General features: G+C 69.7%; 7 protein-coding genes and 2 tRNA genes. 5 read left to right on the top strand and 4 right to left on the bottom strand.

Going from position 1 to position 8,933, the window contains the following annotated elements; genetic code table 11:
* Positions 1–143: 143 nt before the first annotated feature.
* A complete protein-coding gene (locus ACWGI8_RS32845) occupies positions 144–1,373 on the bottom strand; it encodes a GNAT family N-acetyltransferase (RefSeq protein WP_453666524.1) in 1,230 nt (409 codons plus the stop codon).
* 106 nt (positions 1,374–1,479) lie between these two features.
* Between ACWGI8_RS32845 and ACWGI8_RS32840 the strand changes: the two genes are divergently transcribed.
* Complete coding sequence (locus tag ACWGI8_RS32840) at positions 1,480–2,622, top strand: PP2C family protein-serine/threonine phosphatase (RefSeq protein WP_453666522.1); 1,143 nt, start codon at positions 1,480–1,482, stop codon at positions 2,620–2,622.
* A gap of 136 nt (positions 2,623–2,758) precedes the next feature.
* Entirely contained in the window at positions 2,759–3,208 is a 450-nt protein-coding gene (locus ACWGI8_RS32835) for an HD domain-containing protein (protein ID WP_453666520.1), read from the top strand.
* Here the strand turns inward: ACWGI8_RS32835 and ACWGI8_RS32830 are convergent.
* Positions 3,156–4,436, bottom strand: a complete 1,281-nt coding sequence (locus ACWGI8_RS32830) for an acyltransferase family protein (RefSeq protein ID WP_453666518.1) — start codon at positions 4,434–4,436, stop codon at positions 3,156–3,158. The genes ACWGI8_RS32835 and ACWGI8_RS32830 overlap by 53 nt on opposite strands.
* Before the next feature lie 444 nt (positions 4,437–4,880).
* On the opposite strand from ACWGI8_RS32830, the gene ACWGI8_RS32825 reads away from it, so the two are divergent.
* Complete coding sequence (locus tag ACWGI8_RS32825) at positions 4,881–5,075, top strand: hypothetical protein (protein WP_453666516.1); 195 nt, start codon at positions 4,881–4,883, stop codon at positions 5,073–5,075.
* Between the two features lie 46 nt (positions 5,076–5,121).
* On the opposite strand, the gene ACWGI8_RS32820 is transcribed toward ACWGI8_RS32825, so the two are convergent.
* Positions 5,122–6,738 (bottom strand): MFS transporter, encoded by a 1,617-nt coding sequence (locus ACWGI8_RS32820; protein ID WP_453666514.1) that lies wholly within the window; start codon positions 6,736–6,738, stop codon positions 5,122–5,124.
* A 235-nt stretch (positions 6,739–6,973) separates the two neighbouring features.
* Positions 6,974–7,047 (bottom strand) — tRNA-Gly (locus ACWGI8_RS32815).
* Between the two features lie 156 nt (positions 7,048–7,203).
* On the opposite strand from ACWGI8_RS32815, the gene ACWGI8_RS32810 reads away from it, so the two are divergent.
* Both ACWGI8_RS32810 and tig read left to right on the top strand, forming a co-directional pair.
* A tRNA-Pro gene (locus ACWGI8_RS32810) sits at positions 7,204–7,280 on the top strand.
* A gap of 204 nt (positions 7,281–7,484) precedes the next feature.
* Entirely contained in the window at positions 7,485–8,870 is a 1,386-nt protein-coding gene (gene tig, locus ACWGI8_RS32805; protein WP_453666512.1) for a trigger factor, read from the top strand.
* Positions 8,871–8,933: the final 63 nt, after the last annotated feature.

Here is an 8,933-nt window from a genome sequence, read left to right as displayed (position 1 = left end):
TCCGCCCCGCTGGGGGTCCCCCCCACGCCGCAGGGCGTAGGGGGAGCTTGAGGCGCGGGGGTCCGCGCCAGGTGTATTGATCACGAGCGTTGCCGGCCCTCGTGATCGGTACGCCCAGGGCCTGATCCACCGGACAGGCGGCCCTAGAACCCGTGCGGCAGCCACGGCGCGAGGTCGGACCCGAACGCGAGCGACGCCTCCGCCAGCGCGCCCCCGCGCAGCTCACGCACCCGCCCCGCCCCGGCCAGCGCGGACAGCGTCACCCCGCCCAGGTACGCCGCGCCCAACTCCCGTACCGAAAGCCCCAGATCCGCCGCATCCCCGGTCCGCTCGCACGACGCCCCCTTCGCGTCACCCGTGAGGCGCCAGCGCCCCTCGTTCCAGGGACAGAACGCGTCCTCGACGTCGAACACGACATCCACCGGCGTCCGGTACGTCCGCGCCGCCAGCGCCGCGCCCACGTCCACCAGACGTACATGCAGCGAATCGCGCACCCGGACACCGCAGCGCCGGATGTCCGTGACGAGCTGCAGCAGCGGGTCGTCCACCGGCCGGTTGCGGGCTCGGACCGTCGAGGTCAGGTCGATGCCGAAGAGGAAGCGCCACAGCGCCGCGTACGCCGCCGGATCCAGCGCGTCGATGTCACGCAGCATGATCGAGCCGCCCGGCCCGAACGCGTCCCACTCCGGCTTGTTGTGGAAGCGCACATAGCCCACGACCTCGCCGTCCCGCTCGGCGAGCACGCACTGCATCGGCGACGCGCCCTCCCGCTCGGACGGCGGATCGAGCAGCGGCAACCGCTCCCAGCCGGGCGTCCGGGCGAGCATCCCGGGCCGTGCGCCGATCGTGCGCAGGTACACCGCCTCGCACGCCTCGGCCGCCTCCGCGACCGGCACGAACCGCAGCCGCACGTCGTCCGTCCCCGGCGGCGCGACGATTCCCACCCGGGACGTGTCGATCTCCAGATTCAGCTGATGGGTCCCGATGCCGTACCCGAACCGGCCGTAGATCGCCGGCTCGGACGCCGTCAGTACGGCGAGCGGCTCGCCCCACTGCCGTACGTCGTCCAGCTGACGCCGCATCATCGAGGTGAGCACCCCGCGCCGCCGGTGCGTGGCCGCCACGCTCACCATCGTCACCCCGGCCGCGGGCACGAGCGCGCCGCCCGGCACCGACACCCGGAAACTGAACGCCCCGGCCGTACCGACGCACTCGTCGCCGTCCCACGCGCCGATCGAACGATCGGTCTCCGTCAGCGCGTTCCACAGCTCGCGCTCCTCCGGGGCCTCCGCGACACCACCGAAGGCGAGCTCCAGCTTCGCGTACCACTGATCCCACTCGTCGCGCTGGAGCACCCGCAGTTCAGTCGTCATAAGCCATGACTACCAGGGGTGCGCGGCCCGTCGCGACCCGATTTCGAACGCAATGTCACGGGGTCCCCCTGCACGCCGGGCAAGCGGGTGGATAGGGTCCACGACGATGGCTCGTCGCGCGGCAGACTCGTACGCGGCCCGGTTGCGGAAGTGCGTGCACCGGGCCAGGACAGCGCTGCGCAAATCCGGCGTCGACTATTTCCGCGGTGACGGCTCCGACTGGATCGCCCTGGCCGGACTGCTGCTGACCGTGCCGGCGATCGCGTGCGGCACGATCCTCATGCCCGTCTGGTGCGCGCCCGCGGCCCTCGTCCTGCCCATCGTCGCCGGCGGACTGCTGCTGCGGCCCGCGAGCCTGCTCGGGCTGTACGCGGCGGCGGCCGGTGCCCTCATCGTCGAATCGCTGATGCTCGGCCCGTACATGGAGGGCCCGGCCCGGGTCACCCCCGGAACCGTCCTCGTGGTGGCCGCCTGCGGGTTCTTCGGGCTGCTCATCGCCCAGTTCCGGGCCCGGGTCGGCGTGCCCTGGCGGCGCGGCGGGACCATGCTCTTCGACCTGCGCGAACGCATCCGCGTGCAGAGCGCGCTGCCCCGGCTGCCCAGGGGCTGGCACCGCGAGATGGCGCTGCGCCCGGCCGGCGGACAGTCCTTCTCCGGCGACTTCGTCGTGGCGGCCTGCACCAACGGCGGCCGCACCCTCGAAGTCGTCCTCACCGACGTCTCCGGCAAGGGCATGGACGCCGGCTCCCGCGCCCTGCTGCTGTCCGGCGCATTCGGTGGCCTCCTCGGCTCCCTTCCGCCGCACGGCTTCCTGCCCGCGGCCAACGGCTATCTTCTGCGCCAGGACTGGGACGAGGGCTTCGCCACCTCCGTCCATCTCGTCCTCGACCTGGACTCCGGCGACTACGAACTCCTCTCCGCGGGCCATCTCCCCGCCCTCCAGCTCCACGCCGGGACCGGCCGCTGGGAGGAGAAGTCCGCGGAGGGCCCGCTGCTCGGCGTCTACGACGGCGCCCAGTTCGACCCGGTCAAGGGCACCCTGCGCCCCGGCGATGTGCTGATGCTCTTCACCGACGGCCTCGTCGAGGCGTCCGACCGCGAGATCGCCGAGGGCATGGACCGGCTGACCGGCGAGGCGGACCGCCATGTGGCGACGGGTTTCGAGGGCGCCGCCTGGCATCTCATAGAGGCCGTGGCCAAGGACGTCAACGACGACCGGGCCCTGCTTCTCCTGCGCCGCGAGCCCTGACAGCGGTGCTGGGTACGCCCCAGCCCGGACGCAAGCCCTGACAGCGGTGCTGGGTAGCCCAGGCCCGGACGCAAGCCCTGACCCGGCCTTTCCCGACCGCCGAACGACCGCACGCGTACGCCCGTACAGTCGAGCCATGTCCTTTCTCACCCTGGCCGAGGTCGAGGCCATCGCCCGCGAGGCCCACGCGACGCAGCAGGACAAGGCGGGACGCCCGTACGCCGAGCACCTCCAGGCCGTCGCCGAAGGCGTACGGGCCAGGGGCGGGAGCGACGAACAGATCGCCGCGGCCTGGCTGCACGACTCGGTGGAGGACGACGCGCTCTCCCGGGAGTGGCTGGACGCCGCCGGACTGCCGCAGTCCGTCAAGGACATGGTCCTCGCGGTGACCAAGCGGAAGGGCGAGGAGCTGCCGGACTACACCCGGCGCATCCTCGACACCCCCGGCGCCCTGCTCGTCAAGGAGGCCGACCTCGCCCACAACGCCGACCCGGCCCGGCTCGCCGTCCTGGACGAGCCGACCCGGGTCCGGCTCACCGAGAAGTACGCGACGGTGCGCCGGCTGCTGGGCCTGCCAGCCCGGTGACGTCCCGCCGGAACGCCCACGACAGCTCCGGCTCCGTCGCGAACCGCAGCGCCCGCCGCACCGGCGGCGTACAGAACAGCGTCACCGCCGCGGCCGCCGCCAGCGTCACCGCGATCTCCCCGGCGGGCTCGGCCAGCCACGGGTGCCGCGCCACCAGCCCCAGATACTCCAGGGACTTCACCAGGAATCCGTGCAGCAGATAGCCGCAGATGGTGCCCGCGCCCAGCACCGTGAACCACGTCCTGCGGCGCGGCACCCAGGCGAGGAAGGCCGCCGTGAGCAGCAGCGCGCAGCCGAACAGCCCGACGGTCATGACCGGCCCCGCCCACCAGGGCGCGTCCAGCTCCTCGGCACTGGTCGAGTGGTAGAACCAGCCCATCCGCAGATCCGGTGTGATCCAGTACGTGAACGCCGCCGCGCCCGCGAACACGGGCAGGGCCAGCAGCCGTACCTCTCGCCGCCGCAGCATCTGGAAGTGCTCGGGCCGCATCGAGAGCCCCAGCACGAAGAACGGCAGGAACTGCAGGATGCGCTGGAGATCGAGGGTCTGTCCCATGCCCGGAGTGAGTGAGCCGAGCGCCGCGACGACCAGCGCGACCGGCAGCGGGTGCCGGATCGAGCGCCACAGCGGGGTGGACAGCCGCCAGACGAAGAGCGCGATCAGGAACCAGGTGAGATACAGCGGGTCGGTCATGCTGAACGGGTAGCCGGGGTCGTCGTCGGCCCACCGCTTGAAGAGCGTGTACGCCACCTCGAAGACGACATAGGGCACCGCCACCCCGCTCACCAGCCGCTTCAGCTGGTCGGGCCGCGCGGCGAAGCTCCGCGAGAAGTAGCCGGAGATGATGATGAACGCCGGCATGTGGAAGGTGTAGACGAACATGTACAGCGCCCTCGTGGCGCGGCTGCCGTCCATCACCGGCTCCCACGCGTGCGCCACCGCCACCAGCACGATCGCCAGGTATTTGGCGTTGTCGAAGTAGGGGTCGCGTCTCTTGTGGCCGGGCGTGTGCTGCGCCTTGTGCGCGTTCTGGGCTGTCTGGGCTGTCTGGGCTGTCTGTGGTGTCCGAGCTGCCTGGGTCTGCGCTGACTGTGTTGTCGGCGCCGGCGGCGCCGGCGCCGCTGTCTGCGCTGACTGTGTTGTCTGCGCTGCTGTAGGGATGGACTCCGGCTCCCGGGCAGCCTCGGGGAACTGGGCCCTCTGCAATCCATGCGGAGCGTGGAACATTCGAGGCACCCTAGCCTCCGCATCAGCCCACGTAAAACTCCGATCGCGGTCCGTCCATTCGCAACTGAAACTACCGCCAAACGCCCCACATGCCCCAATTAATCCGACTTAAACGGTGCGAATCGACGCGCTGGAATCGGGGTGAATTTCCTCACCGATACGCCTTGAAATTCGTGTGGCCGAGCTGTGCGCATTTCGCTACGGCAAGGGAAACGATCACGCCGAATTCCATCCCCCGACACCTGTCCGCGCTACCGTGCCGCTCGGCCCCACGGCTGCCCGCCGACCCGCCGGAACGGTGCGTGATTGGCGTGATCGTTTCGCCGACGATGCGTCACCCGGTAACCGTCCCAAGGAGGTTGGTGGCACGATGGAGGGGACGGGGGTGTGCGGGGCTGCACGCTCCCAGGCGGGCAAGGCGGACCGACCGAGGGTGTGATCAGTGTGGCCATTTCGCTGTCTGTGGTGCTGCTGTTGGCGATCATCCTCGTGGTGATGATCCGAGGCGGTTCCATCAAGGCCGGACCCGCGATCGTCGCGGCGCTCTTCGGCTTCTTCGTCGCCTCGACGGGCATGGCGCCGTCGATCAACAGATTCCTCAACTCGATAGCAGAGACGATCAATTCGATCAGCTTCTGACGGCCCGGGGTTGCGGGCCGGCAACGAGGCCGTCCGCGGCTAGGGCCTAGGGCTCCGTCGAGCGGGGCTGGGTCGTCGGGATCCGCGTGGTGAAGAACAACGCGAGGAGCGCGGCGAGGGCGAGGATGGCGAGTGCGGCGCGCAGGCCGTCGAGCCTGGCGTCGGCGTTCGCGTCCAGCGCGGTCTGGGTCACCTCCGGGCTCGTGCCCGCTTTGTCGAGGGCGGACTTGAGCTGGGCGTCCGACAGGAAGGGTACGCCGCTTTGGAGTTCGACGGTGGCCTGGCTCTTCACTTCGGCCGGGACCGCCGGATTCTGCTCGACGCTGGTCAGGAACGAAGACGTGAGCGCGGCGATCATGATGGACCCGGCGAGCGCCGTTCCGATCGAGGCACCCAGGTTGGTCACGGCGTTCTGGATGCCGCCGACTTCTGCGCTCTGCTTGTCCGGTACCGCGGACACGGTGACCGAACCGAGCTGGGAAGCCAGCGCGCCCATGCCGAGCCCGATCAACAGGAGGGGGATGGTGACGATTTCCGCCCCGGCGTCCGCGTCGAGCGCGGCCATCAGGACGACCGCGCCCGCCAGTAGCGCGAGGATCCCGAGCCGCACCACCCGCCGCGGCGAGACGTTCGGGAAGAAGCGTGGGATCAGGAGCGCGGCCGCCAGCAGGGTCAGCGAGAGCGGCAGGAGGCGCGCGCCGGTCACCAGCGCCGACAGGCCCAGGGCGACCGACAGATAGAGCGGTACGACGAAGAACACGCCCATCTGCACGAGGTACTGGAAGAAGAACATCGTCAGACCCCCGGTGAGCTGCTTGTTCTGCAGCATGGCCGGGTGGATCAGCGGCTCCCTGCGCTGCGCCACGAGCCGGGCCTCCCAGCGGAGGAAGAGCCAGATCAGAAGCAGACCTGCCAGCATCAGCCACACGACCAGCGAAACCCCGAGCCATGAAGGCGCGTCGGGCTTCGGCCTGAACCAGCCCCATTCGTCCGAGCGGAGTACGCCGTAGACGAAGACGCCGAACCCGAGGGCGGACAGTACGACGCCGATGAGATCGATGCGCGGGCGTTCGTCGCTCACGGCGTCGGCGATGGGGCGGGCGAGCAGCAGGATGCCGAGCACCACCACGACCTCACCGGCGAAAACCCAGCGCCAGGAGAAGTACGTCGTCGCGACACCGCCGATGAGCGGCCCGAGCGCGATCGCCACGGCCCCCGCGGCCGCGACGAGCCCGTAGGCGGCGGGACGGCGTTCAGCGGCGAAGTTGCCGGCCACGAGTGCCACGATCGCGGGCAGGATGAGCGCCGCTCCGACCCCCTCGAGGAATGACCAGCCGAGCAGCAGCACGGGCAGGCTGGGTGCGAGCGCTGTGGTGAGGGAGCCGCAGCCGTAGATGCCACAGCCGATCATGAATGCGCGCTTGCGGCCGATCAGCGCCCCGACCTTGCCGCCGGGGATCATGAACATGGCCATGACGAGGGTGTAGGCCGTGATCGCGCCCTGGATCCCCGTCACCGTCGTGCCCACGTCCTCGGCCACCGTCGCGATTGAGACGTTCATGACAGAGCTGTCGAGCGCCATCAGGAACTGACCGGCCGCGAGTGTCAACAGGACGAGCCGCGCCCTTGCCGATCCCGCAGCCGTTTGTGCCCTGGGTGTCATTGGCGAATCGTCCCAGCTGCCCGGGAGGCGGATCCGCGACCCGCCACGGAGATCAACCGCTTGGCGGGCGTGAGCCCCCGCCCCTGACCCGATACGAATGGGCACGCCACGGGCGGTCAAGCCCGGACGAAGCCCGGACGAAGCCCGGACGAAGCCCGGACGAAGCCCGGACGAAGACCGGAAACGCATCAGGGCCAGGCAGAGGAATCGACCTCTGACCTGGCCCTGAGCCATGTGGAGCGGGCGACGGGAATCGAACCCGCGTAGCTAGTTTGGAAGACTAGGGCTCTACCATTGAGCTACGCCCGCGAGGACCGCGCCGCAGGTCATGAAGGCCGCGGCACGAAGAGCATCGTAGCGGGTCTCCGCGGGTCGCCGCACACCCCATTCCGTACGCGGCGCGTACGCACGGAACAAAGGGGCTGGAGCACCGCCCGCGGGCATGTACCCTACGTGTCGCACCGACGGGGTGTGGCGCAGCTTGGTAGCGCGTCCGCTTTGGGAGCGGAAGGCCGTGGGTTCAAATCCCGCCACCCCGACCACCAGTCACAATCACATGTGCACCAAGATCGCATTGTGGGGCTCATCCTGCTTGCGGTTACTATGCAATCTGTGTGCCCGTGTGTCTGACGAGTGTCTTCCGACGAGTGTCTGAGGAGCCGGGCCCGAGCCGCTGAGCCGCCGCCGGACATCACCCCGGGGCGACCCGGCAGACCCCAGAATTCAGCCACCAAGGAGACCGAACCGTGAAGAGCGCCGTGGAGACCCTGAACCCGACCCGGGTTCGGCTCACTGTCGAGGTGCCCTTCGAGGAGCTCAAGGACAGCCTCGACGCGGCGTACAAGAAGATCAACCAGCAGGTCACGGTCAAGGGCTTCCGCAAGGGCAAGATCCCGGCCCGGGTCATCGACCAGCGGTTCGGCCGCGGTGCGGTGCTGGAGGAGGCCGTCAACGACGCGCTCCCGAAGTTCTACACCGAGGCGGTCAACGAAGCGGAGATCAACCCGCTCGGCCAGCCCGAGGTCGACATCACCGAGCTGAAGGACGGCGAGACGCTGAACTTCACCGCTGAGGTCGACGTCCGCCCGACCATCGAGATCCCGGACTACTCCGGCATCGAGGTCGAGGTCGACGCGGTCGAGGTCAGCGACGAGGACATCGAGAAGTCCGTCGAGCAGCTCCGCACCCGCTTCGCCTCCACCTCCCAGGTCGAGCGCGCCGCCGCCGAGGGCGACGTCGTGACGGTCGACCTGGAGGCCAAGGTCGACGGCGAGGTCCTCGCGGACGGCGTCGCCAGTGGCGTGCAGTACACGATCGGCTCCGGCGAGCTCCTCGAGGGCATCGACGAGGCCGTCACCGGCCTGGAGGCCGGCGGCGAGGCCACCTTCACCTCCGAGCTGAAGGGCGGCTCCGCCGAGGGCAAGGAGGCCGAGGTCACCGTCAAGGTCACCCAGGTCGCCGCCCGTGAGCTCCCCGAGCTGGACGACGAGTTCGCCCAGATGGCGAGCGAGTTCGACACCCTCGACGAGCTGAAGGCCGACAGCCGCAAGCGCCTCGAGAACATGAAGCAGTACGACCAGGCCACCCAGGCCCAGGAGCGCGTCCTGGAGAAGCTCCTGGAGCTGGTCGAGGTCCCGATCCCCGAGAAGCTGCTCGAGGACGAGATCAACACCCGCAAGCACAACCTTGAGCACCACCAGCTCGGCCAGATGGGCCTCGACCTCGCGAAGTACCTGGAGATCCAGGGCAAGACCGAGGAAGAGTTCGACGCCGAGACCAAGGAGCAGGCGGTCAAGGGCATCAAGACCCAGTTCGTCCTCGACGAGCTGGTCAACAAGGAGAAGCTGAACGTCAGCCAGGAGGAGCTCACCGAGCACCTCATGCGCCGCGCCGCCTCCTCCGGCATGTCCCCCGACCAGTTCGCCCAGGCCGTCGTCGAGGGCGGCCAGGTGCCGATGCTCGTCGGCGAGGTCGCCCGCGGCAAGGCGCTCGCCGTCGTCGTCGAGGCCTCCACGGTCAAGGACACCAACGGTGAGGTCGTCGACATGAGCGACGACGAGGACGAGGTCGAGGAGGCCACCGAGGTCGCCGCCGCGGCCACCGGTGAGGCCGAGGAGAAGACCGAGGCCTGAGCCTCGCTCCCGACCGGGGCCCGAGCCTCGCTCCCGACCGGGGCCCGAGTCTCGCGCTGACCC

The organism is Streptomyces sp. NPDC054841 (assembly GCF_053611045.1).
Note: the sequence above shows the minus strand (reverse complement) of the source record. Positions and strands in the feature narration are given on the sequence as shown.